The organism is Pseudomonas sp. BF-R-01 (genome assembly GCF_019946615.1).
Taxonomy (GTDB): domain Bacteria; phylum Pseudomonadota; class Gammaproteobacteria; order Pseudomonadales; family Pseudomonadaceae; genus Aquipseudomonas; species Aquipseudomonas migulae.
The window spans coordinates 1-16,260 of sequence record NZ_JAGYFX010000066.1 but is presented as its reverse complement, the minus strand read 5'-3'; the positions used below and the strand labels follow the sequence as shown (position 1 = coordinate 16,260).

At 60.4% G+C, this 16,260-nt stretch carries 13 protein-coding genes and 2 pseudogenes; 8 read left to right on the top strand and 7 right to left on the bottom strand.

What is annotated here, in order from left to right; genetic code table 11:
- The first annotated feature begins 86 nt into the window (after positions 1 to 86).
- The 7 genes and pseudogenes from rraA to KGB27_RS21585 all read left to right on the top strand — a co-directional run.
- Complete coding sequence (rraA, locus tag KGB27_RS21615) at positions 87 to 578, top strand: ribonuclease E activity regulator RraA (protein ID WP_223556263.1); 492 nt, start codon at positions 87 to 89, stop codon at positions 576 to 578.
- Positions 579 to 604: 26 nt separating this feature from the next.
- A complete protein-coding gene (locus KGB27_RS21610; RefSeq protein WP_008027409.1) occupies positions 605 to 1,600 on the top strand; it encodes a zinc transporter ZntB in 996 nt (331 codons plus the stop codon).
- A gap of 63 nt (positions 1,601 to 1,663) precedes the next feature.
- The gene (locus KGB27_RS21605) at positions 1,664 to 1,912 is read left to right on the top strand and encodes a hypothetical protein (protein ID WP_007944521.1); all 249 of its coding nucleotides are present in this window, start codon (positions 1,664 to 1,666) and stop codon (positions 1,910 to 1,912) included.
- A 2-nt stretch (positions 1,913 to 1,914) separates the two neighbouring features.
- The gene (locus KGB27_RS21600; RefSeq protein WP_008027407.1) at positions 1,915 to 2,739 is read left to right on the top strand and encodes a mechanosensitive ion channel family protein; all 825 of its coding nucleotides are present in this window, start codon (positions 1,915 to 1,917) and stop codon (positions 2,737 to 2,739) included.
- Between the two features lie 86 nt (positions 2,740 to 2,825).
- On the top strand, positions 2,826 to 3,416 hold the full coding sequence (sigX, locus tag KGB27_RS21595; RefSeq protein WP_017337463.1) for an RNA polymerase sigma factor SigX: 591 nt from the start codon (positions 2,826 to 2,828) through the stop codon (positions 3,414 to 3,416).
- Between the two features lie 107 nt (positions 3,417 to 3,523).
- Complete coding sequence (locus KGB27_RS21590) at positions 3,524 to 4,558, top strand: OmpA family protein (RefSeq protein ID WP_008027405.1); 1,035 nt, start codon at positions 3,524 to 3,526, stop codon at positions 4,556 to 4,558.
- A gap of 50 nt (positions 4,559 to 4,608) precedes the next feature.
- Positions 4,609 to 4,752, top strand: a pseudogene (locus KGB27_RS21585) (outer membrane lipoprotein carrier protein LolA); the annotation flags it as partial.
- Here the strand turns inward: KGB27_RS21585 and cobA are convergent.
- The 7 genes and pseudogenes from cobA to KGB27_RS21550 all read right to left on the bottom strand — a co-directional run bounded on the left by cobA (position 4,684) and on the right by KGB27_RS21550 (position 14,823).
- Complete coding sequence (cobA, locus tag KGB27_RS21580) at positions 4,684 to 5,454, bottom strand: uroporphyrinogen-III C-methyltransferase (protein WP_223556260.1); 771 nt, start codon at positions 5,452 to 5,454, stop codon at positions 4,684 to 4,686. The pseudogene KGB27_RS21585 and the gene cobA overlap by 69 nt on opposite strands.
- Before the next feature lie 10 nt (positions 5,455 to 5,464).
- Positions 5,465 to 8,182: a nitrate reductase gene (locus KGB27_RS21575; RefSeq protein WP_008037773.1), complete on the bottom strand. Its 2,718-nt coding sequence runs from the start codon at positions 8,180 to 8,182 to the stop codon at positions 5,465 to 5,467.
- Between the two features lie 20 nt (positions 8,183 to 8,202).
- Positions 8,203 to 9,402: pseudogene (locus KGB27_RS21570) on the bottom strand (NAD(P)/FAD-dependent oxidoreductase); the annotation flags it as partial.
- Between the two features lie 413 nt (positions 9,403 to 9,815).
- The gene (locus KGB27_RS21565; protein WP_008037772.1) at positions 9,816 to 11,486 is read right to left on the bottom strand and encodes a bifunctional protein-serine/threonine kinase/phosphatase; all 1,671 of its coding nucleotides are present in this window, start codon (positions 11,484 to 11,486) and stop codon (positions 9,816 to 9,818) included.
- Positions 11,487 to 11,493: 7 nt separating this feature from the next.
- The gene (locus KGB27_RS21560; RefSeq protein WP_008027395.1) at positions 11,494 to 12,705 is read right to left on the bottom strand and encodes a nitrate/nitrite transporter; all 1,212 of its coding nucleotides are present in this window, start codon (positions 12,703 to 12,705) and stop codon (positions 11,494 to 11,496) included.
- A 315-nt stretch (positions 12,706 to 13,020) separates the two neighbouring features.
- Positions 13,021 to 13,596, bottom strand: coding sequence for an ANTAR domain-containing response regulator (locus KGB27_RS21555; protein WP_008027390.1), 576 nt, complete (start codon positions 13,594 to 13,596; stop codon positions 13,021 to 13,023).
- 15 nt (positions 13,597 to 13,611) lie between these two features.
- The gene (locus KGB27_RS21550; protein ID WP_008027389.1) at positions 13,612 to 14,823 is read right to left on the bottom strand and encodes a CmpA/NrtA family ABC transporter substrate-binding protein; all 1,212 of its coding nucleotides are present in this window, start codon (positions 14,821 to 14,823) and stop codon (positions 13,612 to 13,614) included.
- A 229-nt stretch (positions 14,824 to 15,052) separates the two neighbouring features.
- Between KGB27_RS21550 and KGB27_RS21545 the strand changes: the two genes are divergently transcribed.
- A complete protein-coding gene (locus tag KGB27_RS21545) occupies positions 15,053 to 16,072 on the top strand; it encodes a quinone-dependent dihydroorotate dehydrogenase (RefSeq protein ID WP_032832392.1) in 1,020 nt (339 codons plus the stop codon).
- Positions 16,073 to 16,260 lie beyond the last annotated feature (188 nt).

Sequence of the window (16,260 nt, the reverse complement as noted above, 5' to 3'; positions counted from 1 at the left end):
GGCTTGCGGCTAAGATATGACGCATTGAGCTTTTCTGGTCACTTTGCGACATCCTCGATTGTCTTCCTCTTTACAGGAGTTTCTCGATGAACCATTACCTCACGCCTGACCTGTGCGACGCCTATCCGGAACTGGTACAGGTGCTGGAACCGATGTTCAGCAATTTCGGCGGCCGTGATTCCTTCGGCGGCGAAATCGTGACCATCAAGTGCTTCGAAGACAACTCGCTGGTCAAGGAGCAAGCCGAACTCAAGGGTAATGGCAAGGTGTTGGTGGTCGATGGTGGCGGTTCCCTGCGTCGTGCGCTGCTGGGCGACATGATCGCCGAGAAAGCCGCTAAAAACGGTTGGGAAGGGTTGGTGATCTACGGGTGCATCCGCGACGTCGATGTCATCGCGCAGACTGATCTGGGCGTTCAGGCCCTGGCCAGTCACCCGATGAAAACCGACAAGCGTGGCATTGGCGATCTCAACGTTGTGGTGACGTTTGCCGGTGTGACGTTCCGTCCAGGCGAATACATTTATGCGGACAATAATGGCGTGATCATCTCGCCAAGCCCGCTGAAGATGCCTGAATAAGCGTTGCACCAACCGAAGGGGTGAGGATGTTCGAGGAAGAAAACGCGCAGTGGGGGCTGGTGCATGCCCTGGTGCTGGATGGTAAAGGCGGCGCGCGTTCGATAGCCCGGACTGAACTCGATGACTTGCAGCTTCAGGCCCATGAAAGCCTGTGGCTGCACTGGGATCGCAGTCACCCGCAAACCCAGACCTGGCTGCGCAAATCCAGCGGTCTGAGCGAATTCAGCTGTGATCTGCTGCTGGAAGAAAACACCCGTCCGCGTCTTCTACAGCTTTCCGACAGCGAACTGCTGCTATTTTTGCGTGGGGTCAACCTCAACCCCGGGGCAGAGCCGGAAGACATGGTCTCGGTGCGGATCTTCGCCTCGGCACAGCGGGTTATTTCCCTGCGCCTGCGTCCATTGCGCGCCACCGACGAGTTGCTGGTGCAGCTCGCGGAAGGCAAGGGGCCGAAGACTGCCTCCGAACTCATCCTTTATATGGCCCAGTACCTCACCAACAAAGTGCAGGATCTGGTCAGTTGCCTCTCGGAAGTGGTCGATGAGGAAGAAGAAAAACTGGATGCCGACGAACGGTATTCACCCGAGCATGACTCCATTTTGCAGATCCGTCGCAGGGCTGCTGCGCTGAAACGTTTCCTGGCACCGCAGCGGGATATTTTCGGACAACTGACCCGGATAAAACTACCCTGGTTTGTCGAAGATGACGGCGACTACTGGAACGAATTGAACAACAGCCTGACCCGCTATCTCGAAGAGCTGGAATTGACCCGGGAGCGGGTGGGGCTGGTCCTCGAGGCCGAGGACAGACGTTTGAGCGTGCGTATGAATCGCACGATGTACCGCTTCGGGATCATCACCGGAATCTTTTTGCCGATGAGTTTTCTGACCGGTCTTTTGGGTATCAACGTCGGCGGTATTCCGTTCTCTGCCAGCCCGTATGGCTTCCTGATTGCCTGCCTGATGATGATCTCGGTGGCACTGGGGCAGTGGTGGTTATTCCGACGTTTGCGCTGGGTATGACGATGCGCCATGTGACCCGGGTAAATTTGACCGCGTCTTTCACAGACATCACGAGAGGTGCGTATGCACGATCCGTTTGAACAGTCTTTGCGTGACATGCTGAACGCTTCGCCGTCTACCCGCGACGACGATGCGTGTCTTGGGCGCGTCCTGAAAACCGCCAACCGCCAGGTCGGCGCCGGTGATCTGTTCAGCCTGCTGGGCCGCTGGTTGCCCGCGCTGATGATCGCCTTGAACAACGGATCGGCTCACGTCTCGCCGGTTTCCCGTCACCGTAAACCTACCGTTCGCACTGCTGATAAGGCTGATTGAATATGGAACTTGATCTCTGGACTCAGAGCCTCGTCACTGCAATGACTGCGTTATGGACCAAGGTTGCGAATTTCATTCCGAACCTGTTCGGCGCACTGGTCGTGCTGCTGTTGGGTTTCGTCGTGGCGAAACTTTTGGATACTTTGCTGTCCAAGTTGCTCGCCAAGCTCGGTCTCGACCGCTTGATGGGCGGCACCGGTCTGACAAAATTGCTGTCCCGGGCCGGCCTTCAAGTGCCGATTTCGACGCTGATAGGCAAAATTGTCTATTGGTTCGTTTTGCTGATTTTTCTGGTTTCTGCAGCAGAATCGCTTGGACTTGAGCGAGTTTCGGCTACGCTGGACATGCTTGCGCTGTATTTGCCGAAAGTGTTTGGCGCCGCGCTGGTGCTGCTGGTAGGTGTTTTGCTGGCACAACTGGCCAATGGGCTGGTGCGAGGTGCGGCAGAGGGCGTAGGGCTGGATTACGCCGCCGGGCTGGGGCGAATTGCCCAGGGCCTGGTGATTATCATCAGTATTTCGGTCGCAATCAGCCAGTTGGAGGTCAAGACTGACCTGCTCAACCATGTGATTGTGATTGTTTTGATTACCGTTGGTCTGGCGGTAGCGCTGGCCATGGGGTTGGGAAGCCGGGAAATTGCCGGTCAGATTCTTGCGGGAATCTATGTGCGTGAGTTGTATCAGGTTGGGCAACAAGTGCGTGTTGGCGAGGTCGAAGGTCAGATCGAAGAGATCGGCACGGTTAAGACCACATTGCTGACCGATGAGGGTGAGCTAGTCTCTCTCTCTAATCGGATTCTCCTGGAGCAGCATGTGAGTAGCCGCTAACCCGGCAAACCCTGCTAATGTATGCCGCCGCAAAATGCCCTGAAGGGCTGCGGCGGACATTGACCTGACTGTCGGCCAGACTTGTTTTGAATAAAGCTCAATCGCTCTCCACGCGCTACGACCCCCGCGAGCTCTCTGATGAGGAGTTGGTCGCGCGCTCGCATACCGAGCTGTTTCACGTAACGCGCGCCTATGAAGAATTGATGCGCCGTTACCAACGAACATTATTTAACGTTTGTGCACGATATCTTGGGAACGATCGCGATGCAGACGATGTCTGTCAGGAAGTGATGTTGAAGGTGTTGTATGGCTTGAAGAACTTCGAAGGTAAATCGAAGTTCAAGACATGGCTATATAGCATCACGTACAACGAGTGCATCACACAGTATCGGAAAGAACGGCGAAAGCGTCGCTTGATGGACGCATTGAGTCTGGACCCCCTCGAGGAAGCGTCTGAAGAAAAGGCGCCGAAACCCGAGGAGAAGGGCGGGCTTGATCGCTGGCTAGTGTATGTGAACCCGATTGACCGTGAAATTCTGGTGCTACGATTTGTCGCAGAGCTAGAGTTTCAGGAGATCGCAGACATCATGCACATGGGTTTGAGTGCGACAAAAATGCGTTACAAACGCGCTCTAGACAAATTGCGTGAGAAATTTGCAGGCATTGCTGAAACTTAGTTCGGCGCAAATATCTCTTACGTGTAGGCAAGTTCTGATAGACTTGCCGCCGAGTTGTCCCCCGGTTTGCGGGACTGCTTCACAATCACCAGATGGGGATTTAACGGATGAAACTGAAAAACACCTTGGGCTTGGCCATTGGTTCTCTTATTGCGGCCACTTCGTTCGGCGCATTGGCACAAGGCCAAGGCGCAGTTGAAATCGAAGGCTTTGCAAAGAAAGAGTATTACGATAGCCAGCGCGATTTCAAAAACGACGGCAACCTGTTCGGTGGTTCGGTTGGTTACTTCCTGACCGACGACGTTGAACTGCGTCTGGGCTACGACGAAGTGCACAACGTTCGTAGCGAGTCGGGCAAGAACATCAAGGGCTCCAACACTGCCCTGGACGCTCTGTACCACTTCAACAACCCAGGCGACATGCTGCGTCCGTACGTTTCGGCCGGCTTCTCCGATCAGAGCATCGGTCAGAACGATCGCGGTGGTCGTAACGGTTCCACCTTCGCCAACGTTGGCGGCGGTGCCAAGCTGTACTTCACTGACAATTTCTACGCCCGTGCCGGCGTTGAAGCTCAGTACAACATCGACCAAGGTGACACCGAGTGGGCTCCAAGCGTCGGTATCGGTGTGAACTTCGGTGGCGGCTCCAAGCCTGCAGCTGCTCCAGTTCCAGCACCAGCTGAAGTCTGCTCCGACAGCGACAACGATGGCGTTTGCGACAACGTTGACAAGTGCCCGGACACCCCAGCCAACGTAACTGTTGACGCTGATGGCTGCCCAGCAGTTGCCGAAGTCGTTCGTGTTGAGCTGGACGTTAAGTTCGATTTCGACAAATCTGTTGTTAAAACCAACAGCTACGGCGACATCAAGAACCTGGCTGACTTCATGAAGCAGTACCCATCCACCACCACTACTGTTGAAGGTCACACTGACAACGTCGGTCCTGACGCTTACAACCAGAAACTGTCCGAGCGTCGTGCAAACGCCGTTAAGCAAGTTCTGACCAACCAGTACGGTGTTGAATCGTCCCGCGTTCAGTCTGTTGGCTACGGCGAATCCCGCCCAGTTGCTGACAACAAAACTGACGCTGGCCGCGCTGTAAACCGTCGCGTAGAAGCGCAGGTTGAAGCTCAAGCTAAGTAATTAGCCCGCAGCTCTGAGAAAAGCCCGGCTTAGGCCGGGCTTTTCTTTGCCTGCGATTTGGGTTTTCGAATCACCGGCCCCCTGTAGGAGCCGGCTTGCCGGCGATGGTCGTCAACGATGACGCTTTAAGCCTGACACCCTGCGGCGATCTCAGGTTCTTCGCCAGCGAGCTGGCTCCTACAGGTTTCGGGGTGTGCCGCTACAACACCGATCACCAGAATCGCCGGGCTTTTCAGCTCAAAGGCGCAGGCATCTTCCTCCATCGCTGTCAGATCGCTCCGACATTCCCGTTGATGTGGCAGGGAAGCGTTTTCAATCATCGCCACCGGCGTATCCGCCGCCATCCCTCCGGCCAGCAATTGCTCGCGAATTTCACTGAGCTTCGCCACGCCCATGTACACCACCAGCGTTGTGCCACTTTGCGCCAGGGCTTGCCAATTCAGGCTGCTGCCATCCTGAGTGTGGGCGGTGACCAGCGTCACGCCGCGCGCAACGCCCCGCAGGGTCAATGGAATATCGCATTGCGTCGCACCGGCCAGCCCGGCGGTGATGCCATTGACCAGCTCCACGTCGACCCCGCGTTCGCGCAGCCACTGCGCTTCTTCACCGCCCCGCCCAAAAATGCATGGATCGCCACCCTTGAGCCGCACCACGCATTTGCCGTGGCGGGCATAACGCAGCATCAATCGATGAATGAACGCCTGAGGTGTGGAGCGACAACCACCGCGCTTGCCCACCGGAATGATCCGCGCCTGCGGGCAATGTTCCAGCACGGCACCGTTCACCAGGTCGTCGATCAGCACCACATCCGCTTCGCTCAACGCCCTGACGGCTTTGAGGGTCAGCAATTCCGGGTCACCAGGACCCGCACCCACCAGCCAGACTTTTGCGTTCATAGTGTTTTCCTCACGAGATGACGGCGATCGGCTGCGCCGTGGCGGCCAGCAAACGCTTGATTTCCGGGACGCACGAGCCGCATTGCGTGCCGCAGCCCAATTCCTGTTTCAACCCCTGCAAATCCAGGCCCCGACGGATACCGGCACAGACCGCGCCTTGGCTGACGTTTTTGCAGTTGCACAAGGTTTTAGTGCCGGCAACCGATGTGGCGGCGTTGCCCGGTGGTGCGCTCAGCGGTGCAAGCAGCCAGCGCCGTAGTTGTTCATCGGCGCGACCTTCTTGCCAAAGGTCCTGCAGCCAGTGCTGTGCGAGGGTTTCACCGGCCAGGCGAATCGCGGTGATCCGGCCATGCTCGATCCGCACCCGTTTGCCGATGGCGCGCCGTGGGTCGTCGTACGCCAGGACCGGCCCTTCATTGAGCCCAAGGCAGTGGTCGATTTCGCATAACAATTGCGGATCTGGCGCTGTGGCGCTGGCAGCGCGTATGAGCAGCGCAGGGCGCTCACGACCAGTGAGGCTGAGGCTAACGTAGGAAAACGCCTCGCAGAGTGGTCGTAGCGTCTCAAAATGCTGTTGAACATCGCCCTCAATCAGTACGAAAAGGTTCCAGGGCAAATGCACGGGGTCGATTCGTACGCCGCTGTGTTTGAGTTCCGGTTGTTTCGACAACGGATCGAATGCCGGTTGGGTGAGCGCATTGACCCCGCCCTTCAGGAACCGGTCGCCCCAGTGCATCGGCAGAAACGCCTGGCCCGGACGCACGCTGTCATCGCTGCCGACGGCGACAATCACCGCGCCGCGACGGCTTTTCAAACTGACCAGTTCTCCCGGTTGCAGCCCATGGCGATGCAATTCATCCGGGTGCAGGCTCAGCACGGCTTCGCTGACATGACCGAACAACTGCGCGGCAGTGCCGGTGCGGCTCATGCCGTGCCATTGATCGCGCAGGCGGCCGGTGATCAGGGTCAGCGGGAATTGCCCATCGCGTTGTTCCTTGGCGGCAAGGTACGGATCGGCCACGAACCGGGCACGCCCGTTGGCGGTCGGGAAAATTCCGTCCCGATACAGTCGGGCTGTACCTTCACGGGCGCCGGCGGGAAACGGCCATTGCTGTGGACCGAGACGATCAATCAGCTCATGACTGATACCGGACAAATCCAGGTCCCGGTCGCGCGTCAGGAGTTTGTACTCATCGAAGACCTGCGCCGGGGTGTCGAACGCAAACAGACTGGGTTGTCCGGGACGCAGGTATTTTTCCAGGCGCTGTGCGAAATCCACTGTAATTGCCCAGTCGGAACGCGTTTCTCCGGGGGCGACAATCGCCCGGCGAACGTGGGAAATCCGCCGTTCGGAGTTGGTCACCGTGCCGTCTTTTTCGCCCCAACTGGCAGCAGGCAGCAGCAAGTCGGCGAACGCGGCGGTTTCAGTGGTGCGAAAGGCTTCCTGCAACACCACGAACGGGCAGGCTTGCAGGGCCTCGCGCACGGCGCTCTGGTCCGGCATCGATTGCGCGGGGTTGGTGCAGGCGATCCACAGGGCTTTGATGGTTCCGTTACGAACCTGCTCAAACAATTCGATCGCGGTGAGCCCGGTGTTTGCCGGCAGTTGATCCACGCCCCAGTAGGCTGCGACTTCTGCGCGATGCTCGGCATTGGCCGCTTCGCGATGGCCTGGCAGCAGGTTCGACAGGCTGCCGGTTTCGCGGCCACCCATGGCATTCGGCTGACCGGTCAGGGAGAAAGGTCCTGCGCCGGGACGGCCGATTTGTCCGGTGGCCAGGTGCAGGTTGATCAGCGCACTGTTTTTCGCACTGCCGGCGGTGGACTGGTTCAGTCCCATGCACCACAGCGACAGAAAGCTTGGCGAGGTGCCGACCCACTCGGCGCATTGCTGCAGTTGCTCAACGCTGATCCCGCACAGCTGCGAGACCATTGGAGGCGTGTAGTCGCGCACCAGGTTTTTCAGTTCAGCCAGGCCTTCGGTGTGGGTCTCGATGAAGTCGCGGTCGATCCAGCCTTCCCACAGCAGCAGGTACAAAATCCCATGGAACAAGGCGACATCGGTGCCGGGAAGAATCGCCAGATGTAGGTCAGCCAAGTCGCAGGTATCCGTACGACGAGGGTCGATGACGATGACTTTCATCTGTGGTCGGCGGGATTTGGCCTCTTCCAGGCGACGAAACAGGACCGGGTGGGCGTAGGCCATGTTACTGCCGACGATCATCACGCAGTCGCTTGTCTCAAGGTCTTCGTAACTGCATGGCGGTGCGTCGGCACCGAGGCTGCGCTTGTAGCCGACCACTGCCGATGACATGCACAGGCGCGAATTGCTGTCGATGTTGTTGGTGCCGACCAACGCTCGCGCCAGTTTGTTGAAACTGTAGTAGTCCTCGGTCAGTAACTGCCCGGAGATGTAAAACGCCACGCTGTCCGGACCATGTTCGGCGATGGTTTCGGCGAACACGCTGGCGGCGTGATCGAGGGCGGTGTCCCAGTCGGTGCGGCTGCGGGCCAGGCCTTTGCCCAGGCGCAGTTCCGGGTACAGCGCTCGGGCCGCGAGGTCGCCGGTCAAGTGCAGGGTCGAGCCCTTGCTGCACAGCTTGCCGAAGTTGGCCGGGTGGGCCGGATCGCCGCTGACGCCGAGGATGCGCTCGCCGTCATGCTCGATCAGCACGCCGCAGCCGACCCCGCAGTAGCAACAGGTGGAGGCGGTGATCTGGCTGTTCATCAGCTGGCTTCCCGCATGGTTTCACCAAACATCAGGTGATTGCGGATTTCGTCGATATTCCGGTTCTCGCGAATCTGCCGGAAATACCAACCGCCATCGGCCGTGTCGCCGTACAGGCAGGCCCCGACCAGCACGTCATCCTTGATCACCAGTTTTTTGTAGATCCCGCCGATAGGGTCGGAAAGGGTGATGGTTTCGGTGCCTTCGCCGCCCATGAAATCGCCGGCGGAGAACAGGTCGATGCCGGTGACTTTCAATTTGGTCGAGGTCACCGAGCCTTTGTAGCTGGCGAAGCCAAGCTGTGCGAGATGGTTGGCGCAGACCTTTGCCTGTTCGAACAGCGGCGCCACCAGGCCGTAGGCGATGCCGCGATGGCTGGCGCATTCGCCGATGGCGTAAACCCGTGGGTCGTAGGTTTGCAGGGTGTCGTTGACCAGAATCCCACGGTTGCACGGGAGGCCGGAGCGCTCCGCGAGTTCGGTCGCGGGGCGGATGCCGGCGGCCATCACCACCAGGTCGGCGGGGATGCGGTCGCCGTTCTTGAACTCGACCGAGCCGACCCGGCCATTGCCGGCATCGTGCAAGGCCTGGGTTTGCTCGCACAGGCGAAAGTGCAGGCCACGGTCCTCAAGCGCGGTTTGCAGCAAGCGGCCGCTGACGCTGTCCAGTTGCCGCTCCAGCAACCATTCGCCGTTGTGCACCACGGTGACGTGCATGCCGCGCAGCATCAGGCCATTGGCCGCTTCCAGACCGAGCAGGCCGCCACCGATGACCACCGCGTGCTTGTGGGTTTTTGCGGTGTTGATCATGGCTTGGGTGTCGGCGATGTCGCGGTAGCCGATCACGCCGTGCAACGTGTTGCCCGGGATCGGCAGGATGAACGGGGTCGAGCCGGTGGCAATCAGCAGGCGGTCGTATTCGGCCTCGGTGCCGTCGTCGGCGATGACCCGACGTTTGATCCGGTCGATTTCTACGACTCTGCGGTTGAGCAGCAACTTGATGTTGTTGTCCAGGTACCAGTCCAGGTCGTTGAGCGCGATCTCTTCGAAGGTTTGCTCGCCGGCCAGTACCGGCGACAGCAGGATGCGGTTGTAGTTGGTATGGGGTTCGGCACCGAAGACCGTGATGTCGTACAGCTCGTTGCTCAGCTTGAGCAGCTCTTCCAGGGTGCGAACCCCGGCCATGCCGTTGCCGATCATCACCAGTTTTAGTTTTTTCATCAGGTTCTCCGGGGAGCTCGGCCCCGCCTCGACAGGGCGTTCAGGTCGTGCTCGACAAATTTTGCGCAAACAAAAAAAGGCGTCCCGCTAGTTGCCTAGCGAGGACGCCTTTGTCCTGGTCCCGTTCTCTCGGGAAGCGCATCCTTCGTCGTTGAAGGCTGGGCTTTATGTCTGTTGAGAGAGGTAATGCAGTGGTTGTGCCAAGTTGACCTACACCCGGTTTTGTTGGCTCGGAGTGCTTAATCAAAGGGGGCTTCTGCACCGAATCGAAGCGTGGTGCCCGCTAATGGAGCGGGTTGCTGATGGATTTGTGTTGGCTGTCAGTCCGCCTTCGCGAGCAAGCTCGGCTCCTACAGGTCGATCAACCCGCAACCTGTAGGAGCGAAGCTTGCTCGCGAAAGGCGCGACTCGGTCTAGCCGCGAAACAGCAAAACCAGCAGCACCACATTCACCAGCAGCGCCACCAACGCCAACGTCCGCCAGACCTTCACTGGCTCGCGCTCCAGCAGCGGCCGGGGCCGTACGCTCAAACTGCGTCGTTCACCCTGTTCCAGCACCAATAACCATTCTTCCGCAGTTTCGAATCGCTCCGCCGGGTCCGCTGCCACCGCGCGCTCCAGGCTTTGTGCGATCCACTCGGGCAGGTCCGGGCGGTAGCGACTGGCGCTGACCGGTACACCAAACCGTGGACGCTGGAACGCTTCGATTTCGCCGTAGGGATAATGCCCGGTGAGCAGGAAATACAAGGTCACGCCGGCCGCATACAGATCCTGTTGCGGGCTCGGCGCGTCACCGCGAAAAGCTTCCGGCGCAATGTAGCTGGGTGTTCCGGGCAGGGTCGATGCCTGATCTTCAGACAGGCCAGGGCAGTAGGCCAGGCCGAAATCCAGCAACCGCAGCTCGCCGTCATCCCCCAGCAGCAGATTCTCCGGTTTGATGTCGCGATGCAGAATCTGCCGTCGATGCAACATACCGACCGCACGCAGCAAACGTTCCGCCAGATCCTGCCATTGGGCCAGCGGCAGCGTTGTGGTTCGCTCAGCCAGTTGCGCCAAAGTCGAGCCGGAATATTCACGCATCACGTAGTACAAATGCTGACGCTGACTGGCGGCATGGACTTCAGGGAAATGCCGGCCAGCCACGCGCTTGAGAAACCATTCCTCCGACAGCAAGGCTTGCCCGGCCAGGTGATCGTCGCGCAACGCGCCGGGCAGGGTTTTCAGCAGCCAGGGTTGTTGCTGAGCGTCGCGCACCCGATAGAGCAGCGACTGCTGGCTTTGGCCGAGTATTCCTTCGACGTGCCAGCCCTCAAACGTCTGGCCCGGTTTCAGCGCTGGCGGCAGTGGCCATTGCTGCACATGAATCAACGCATCGCCGATGCTCGTTTCACCGAGGGCATCAACCCGCACCAATAACGCGCTGGCGTTGTCCTGACTGCCCGCCAGATGCGCCGCATTCACCAGGGTTTGCGCGGCGCTGTGCAGATCCGGTTGATCGCGCAGGATCGCCGCGATCGCGGTGTCGCCCAGCACAGCCCAGATGCCGTCGCTGAGCAGCACGAAATGCTCATTCAGCCGCAGTTCGCCATCGAGAAAATCCAGCACCAGATGCTGATCGAGGCCGAGCGCCCGTTTGAGCACATGCTGCATGCCCGGTTGATCCCAGACGTGGTCCTCCGTGACCCGCTGCAATTGATCGGCGTGCCAGCGATAAACCCTGCAGTCCCCGACATGCGCCAAGGTAAAACGCCTGCCGCGCACGACCAGGGCACTGACCGTGGTCAACAGCGGTTGCCCACCGCCATTGGCCTGCAACCAGCGATTTTGCGCCAGCAGCAAACGATCCAGTGCCTGGGCGACACCCCAGGTTTCCGGGGTGGCGTAGTAGTCCAGTGCCAGCGCCTGCAAGGTCGAACGTGCCGCGAGGCCGCCATCGGCGCACTGGCTGACGCCGTCGGCGATGGCGAACAGGTAGCCCTTGCTCGCCGCCAGTGCCGGGGCCGGCGTCACCAGGCGCAGGGCGTCCTGGTTCTCCTCGCGCGGACCGATGGCGCTGGCTTCGGCAAAACTCAGTTGCAGGCTCATTCAGCCCTCACACCCGCGCAGCAGTGACGGCCGCCGAACCCCAAGTGGTTCTCCAGCGACGCTTCACACCGTGCAGACCGAACCAGGCGAGGACGCCGAGGCTGGCGAACAACCACAGCGCCAGTTGATAACTGCCGGTGCTTTGCTTGATCGCGCCCATGCCTGCCGCGAGGGCGAAGCCGCCGATGCCACCGGCCATGCCGATCAAACCGGTCATCACACCGATTTCGCGACGAAAACGTTGCGGGACCAATTGGAAAACAGCGCCGTTACCGGCACCCAGGCCGAGCATCGTGCAGACGAAAAGTGCCAGCGCCGCGTAGGAACTCGGCAAGTTGAAACCCACCGCCGCAATGCAGATCGCCGCCACCGTGTACATCGCCAGCAATGTGCGGATCCCGCCGAAGCGGTCGGCCAGTGCGCCGCCCAGAGGACGCATCAAACTGCCGCCAAACACGCAGGCCGCCGTGTAGTAACCGGCAGTCACCGGGCTCAGGCCGTATTGGTCGTTGAAGTAGCCGGGCAGGGCGCTGGCCAGGCCGATGAAGCCGCCAAAGGTCACGCTGTAGAAAAACATGAACCACCAGCTGTCGCGGTCGCCCAAGGCTTTGAAGTAGTCGGACACCGACTTGGCTTTCGGCCGCTCAGGGGCGTTTTTGGCCAGCCAGGCGAAGACGATGATGGTCAGGATCAGCGGGATCAGCGCGAAGCCGAACACGTTGCTCCAACCGAACGCGGCGGCCAGCACCGGAGCGATCAGCGCGGCCAGCACCGTGCCCGAGTTACCGGCCCCGGCGATGCCCATGGCCTTGCCTTGATGCTGCGGCGGATACCACTGCGACGCCAGCGGCAGGGCCACGGCGAACGACGCGCCCGCCATGCCGAGGAACAGGCCCAGCAGCAGCGCTTGTTCGTAACTTTGAATGCCGTGCTTCCACGCGACGAACAGGGCGCAGATGACGATCACCTGGCCGATCAGCCCGGCGGTTTTTGGCGACAGGCGATCGGCCAGCATGCCCATGATAAAGCGCAGTACGGCCCCGGCCAGAATCGGCGTGGCCACCACCAGCCCGCGTTGTTGGGTGGTCAGGTGCAGGTCGGCGGCAATCTGCACCGCCAGAGGGCCGAGCAGGTACCAGACCATGAAACTCAGGTCGAAATAGAGGAAGGCCGCGAACAGGGTCGGGGTATGGCCGGATTTCCAGAAGCTTGAATTCATCGCGCACCTCAGCTGTGAGTCGTCTCGAGAAGGAGTCATGAGCTTGCAGGTGGGGGGCCGCAACGGCCGCACCACCGGCCCCGGTCTGTGGGGCCAAAACAAAAAAACGCCGCCACCCGATTCGCCATGGGCAAATGAGGTGAGCGACGTCTTTGTCGTAGGTGGGGCAACCGCCGTTGGTTACCTGTAGTGATTGCTTAGCGAGATTTGTGCCAACAGTCCGAGATCGAGTCGACCCTTTCGCGGGCAAGCCTCGCTCCTACAGTTCGAACGCAATTCCTCTGTAGGAGCGAGGCTTGCCCGCGAAGGCGTCCTTCAGCCGAGCAGCTCACTCATCGCAATGATCTGCTCCGCCACCTGAATCAGCTTCTGCTGCCGGCTCATGGCCTGGCGGCGCATCAGCGTGTAGGCCTCTTCTTCGTTGCAGTCCTTCATCTTCATCAGCAGCCCCTTGGCCAGCTCGATGCGCTTGCGCTCGGCCAGTTGCTGGTCGCGGGCGTGCAGTTGCGCGCGCAGGGCCTGGTCGCTTTCGAAGCGTGCCATGGCCACGTCGAGAATCGGCTGCAAGCGTTGTGCGTGGATGCCTTCGACGATGTAGGCGCTGACCCCGGACTTGATCGCCTGACGCATCACGTCGGGGTCATGTTCGTCGGTAAACATCACAATCGGCCGTGGCTGGTCTCGACTCACCAGCACCACTTGCTCCATCACATCGCGGCTCGGTGACTCGGTATCGATCAAAATCACATCCGGACGCACCGTTTCGACGCGCGCGGGCAGGTCGATGGTCAGGCCGGACTCGTCGATGACCTCGAATCCGGCTTCGGTCAGGGCGGCCTTCAAGCGGCCGACTTTCTTCGCGGTGTCGTTGATCAGCAGGATACGCAGCATGTTCGTAGTCTCCTGTCAGCGGCTGGCGAGTAGGGGCGAGCTGTCGCTCATGGCGTGCAGTTTGAAGCTGCGGGCATATCCGGCCGGGTCCGAGCCGTCCCAGATTTTGCCGTCGATCAACTGGCTGCTGCGCATTTCCCTGGCCGAAGAATCGACATCGACCGCGCTGGCTGCCTCTCGATACAAGTCTAGTTGCTGGACCTGACGGGCCACGGCGAGGTAGTCCGGGTCGTCGCGCAGCAAACCCCAGCGACGGAACTGGGTCATGAACCACATGCCGTCGGACAGGTAAGGCTGATTGACCTCGCCAGCGCCATGGAAGCGCAGCGCGTGCAGGTCTTGCCAGCGGTTGCCGAGGCCGTCGGCGTAGTCGCCGAGCAGGCGCGGTTCGATGCAGTCGAGCGGCGCGTCCAGGTATTGGGGGGCGCTCAGCAACTGCGCGGTGCTGCGGCGGTTCTCGACGCTTTCTTCAATGAAGCGGCTGGCCTCCAGAATCGCCTTCACCAGCGCCCGGGCGGTGTTGGGGTATTGCTCGACGAAGGCGCGGGTGCAGCCGAGGACTTTTTCCGGATGATCGGGCCAGATGGTCTGGGTCGTTGCCATGGTGAAGCCGAGATTGTGTTTCACGGCGCTGGCGGACCACGGTTCACCGACGCAGAAACCGTCGATTCGCCCGGCTTGCAGGTGCGCGACCATTTGCGGCGGCGGCACCACCACACTGTCGACGTCATGCAGCGGATGAATGCCCTGGCTCGCCAGCCAGTAGTACAGCCACATGGCGTGGGTGCCGGTCGGAAAAGTCTGGGCGAAGGTGAGTTTTGGGCGAGTTTGGTGCACGTGGCGGTCCAGTGCTTCAGGACCGGTCACGCCCAACGCCTGCAAACCGTGGGAAAGGTTGATGCTCTGGCCGTTCTGGTTCAGGCCCATGAGCACCGCCATCTCGGTCGGCGCCACGCCGCCGATGCCCAGGTGCACGGCATAGATCAAACCGTACAGGCTGTGGGCGGCATCGAGTTCGCCGCTGACCAGTTTGTCCCGCAGGTTGGCCCAGGAAGACTGGCGCTTGAGGTTCAAGGTCAGGCCGTAGGGCTGGGCGAAGCCCTGAGTGGCGGCGACCACCACCGAGGCGCAATCGCTCAAGGCCATGAAACCGAGGTTGATGTCGGTCTTTTCCGGGGCATCGCTGCCGTTGACCCAGGCCAGTGGGCCCGCTGTGGTTTCATTCATGGCAAAACACCTTCCAAAAAAAACGTCGTCCCAGGCCTTCGCGCAAGCAAAGCCGGGTGACGACGCCATTGTCCTTCCACTCATCCCGTCGTTGGCATGAGTGCTGATGCCTGTGTTGGTGCAAGGCATATGCCATCGCTTGCTGATTTTGTCGCGCGCCTCGCTTGCAACCCCGATGCCCGGCTATAATCGCCGCCTCATTTCGCCGCCATTCGAGTCAACGCCGCCCATGTACACCCTGGCCCGTCAGCTGTTGTTCAAACTTTCCCCGGAAACCTCCCACGATCTGTCCCTGGACCTGATCGGCGCGGGCGGGCGTTTGGGCCTCAACGGCTTGCTGTGCAAGGCGCCGGCAAAAATGCCGGTGAGCGTCATGGGCCTGGACTTCCCGAACCCGGTGGGTCTGGCGGCAGGTCTGGACAAGAACGGCGCAGCCATCGACGGTTTTGCCCAGTTGGGTTTTGGTTTTGTCGAAATCGGCACCATCACGCCGCGTCCACAGCCGGGCAATCCGAAACCACGGATTTTCCGTTTGCCGGAAGCTGAAGCGATCATCAACCGCATGGGCTTCAACAACCTCGGCGTCGATCACCTGCTGGCCCGCGTAGCTGCGGCCAAGTACAAGGGCGTGCTGGGCATCAACATCGGCAAGAACTTCGATACCCCGGTCGAGCGTGCGGTCGACGATTACCTGATCTGCCTGGACAAGGTCTACGCCCACGCCAGCTATGTGACGGTCAACGTCAGCTCGCCGAACACCCCGGGCCTGCGCAGCCTGCAGTTCGGTGATTCGCTCAAGCAATTGCTGGCTGACCTGGCGACTCGTCGTGCCGAGCTGGCGTTGCGTCACGGCAAGCATGTTCCGTTGGCGATCAAGATCGCACCGGACATGACCGACGAAGAAACCGCGCAAGTCGCTCAAGCGCTGATCGAAACCGGGATGGACGCGGTGATCGCCACCAACACCACCCTGAGCCGCGTTGGCGTCGAAGGCATGGAATACGGTGACGAGGCGGGCGGTCTGTCCGGGGCGCCGGTTCGTGACAAGAGCACCCACACCGTGAAGGTGCTGGCGGCCGAGTTGGCGGGTCGTTTGCCGATCATCGCCGTGGGCGGCATCACCGAAGGCAAGCATGCCGCCGAGAAAATCGCGGCGGGTGCGAGCCTGGTGCAGCTCTATTCCGGTTTCATCTACAAAGGCCCGGCGCTGATTCGCGAGTCCGTGGACGCCATCGCCGCCCTGCGCTAAACCCCGTATCTGTAGGAGCCGGCTTGCCGGCGATAGCGTCCTCAAGATCGCCATCGCCGGCAAGCCGTGCTCCTACAGGGACTTTGGCGTCCTCGAGATCGCTTTCGCAGCATTGCATAACCCTTGTAGGAGCCGGCTTGCCGGCGATGGCGGTGGGTCAGCGACACATGTATCGCCTGATAGGACGC